Genomic DNA, 1186 nt, shown 5'->3' on the forward strand with positions numbered 1-1186 from the left:
GCGGCCAGGCAACCCGCAACGCACCGTGCAGGCCTATGCCTGGGCGGCGCAGGACCATGGCGCCCGCATCCTCCAGCACACCCCCGCCCTCGGCATCGCGATGGCCGGCGGCCGCGCCGTCGGCGTCCGCACGGCGGACGGCGTGATCGGCTGCGACCAGCTGGTGATCGCCGCCGGCCCGCAATCCGACCGCCTCGCCCGCGACGCCGGGCTCGACCTGCCGCTCGCCCCGGCCCGCGCCGAGATGATCGTCACCGAGGCGCTGCCGCTGATGCCGCTCGGCGGGGTCGACGGCAACGGGCTCTACGGGCGGCAGACCCTGCGCGGCAACCTCGCCTATGGCGGCGGCTGGCACGAATGGCTCGACGCCGTGCCGGCGGACAATCCGCTTCCCCGCCCCTCGACGCCGACGATCCGCCCTCTCGCCCGCCGCCTCGCCGAGCTCTTCCCGAAGGCGGCGCACGCGCGGGTCATCCGCTCCTGGGCCGGCATCGTCGAGAACACGCCCGATGGCCGGCCCGTGCTCGACCGCCCGGCCGATCCCGGCAACGTCACGGTGGCGACGATGTCGAGCGTCGGCTTCGGCCTCTCGCCCGCCACCGGCCGCGCCCTGCGCGACATCGTGGTGGAGGGGCGCTGCACCTTCGCCGATCTCGGCAAGCTCTCCCTCGCCCGCTTCCGCGATCTCGACCCCGACTGGCGGCGCCGTCAGGGATGGTTCACCCCGGCCGCCGCCCCGGCGCGCGAGGAGATGCCGGCATGAGCGCGCCGCGCGTGCTGGTGGTCGGCGGCGGCATCGCCGGCCTCTCCGCCGCCTGGGGGCTGAGCCGGCGCGGCTTCGCGGTCGAGCTGTTCGAGCAGGGCCCGCTGCCCAACCCCCGCGCCTCCTCGCATGACGAGCACCGCATCATCCGCCACGCCTATGGCGAGCTGGAGGGCTACGCCCACATGATGCCCGCCGCCTTCCGCCTGTGGGAGGCGCTCTGGGCGGAAACCGGCGCGCGCCATTACGACGACCTGCCGGTGATCTACTTCATGCGCGGCGAAACCCCCTGGTACGAGCCCACCCGCCGCTCGCTCGACCGTCTCGGCATCGCCCATGCGGACATCCCGCTGGCCGAGATCCCCGCCCGCTTCCCGATGATCGAGCCCGCCGGCCTCACCCGCGTGATGCGGACGGCGGGCG

2 protein-coding genes are annotated in these 1186 nt (G+C 75.0%); both read left to right on the top strand.

From position 1 onward, the window contains the following. Positions 1–763, top strand: a 763-nt coding sequence (locus tag APM_RS08570) for an FAD-binding oxidoreductase (protein WP_039888147.1), incomplete at its 5' end; no start/stop codon positions are given. Then, positions 760–1186: FAD-dependent oxidoreductase (locus tag APM_RS08575; protein ID WP_007422971.1), on the top strand; the 427-nt coding region annotated here is incomplete at its 3' end. The genes APM_RS08570 and APM_RS08575, both read left to right, overlap by 4 nt.

The sequence above is a fragment of the Acidiphilium sp. PM genome, from assembly GCF_000219295.1.
GTDB lineage: Bacteria > Pseudomonadota > Alphaproteobacteria > Acetobacterales > Acetobacteraceae > Acidiphilium > Acidiphilium multivorum.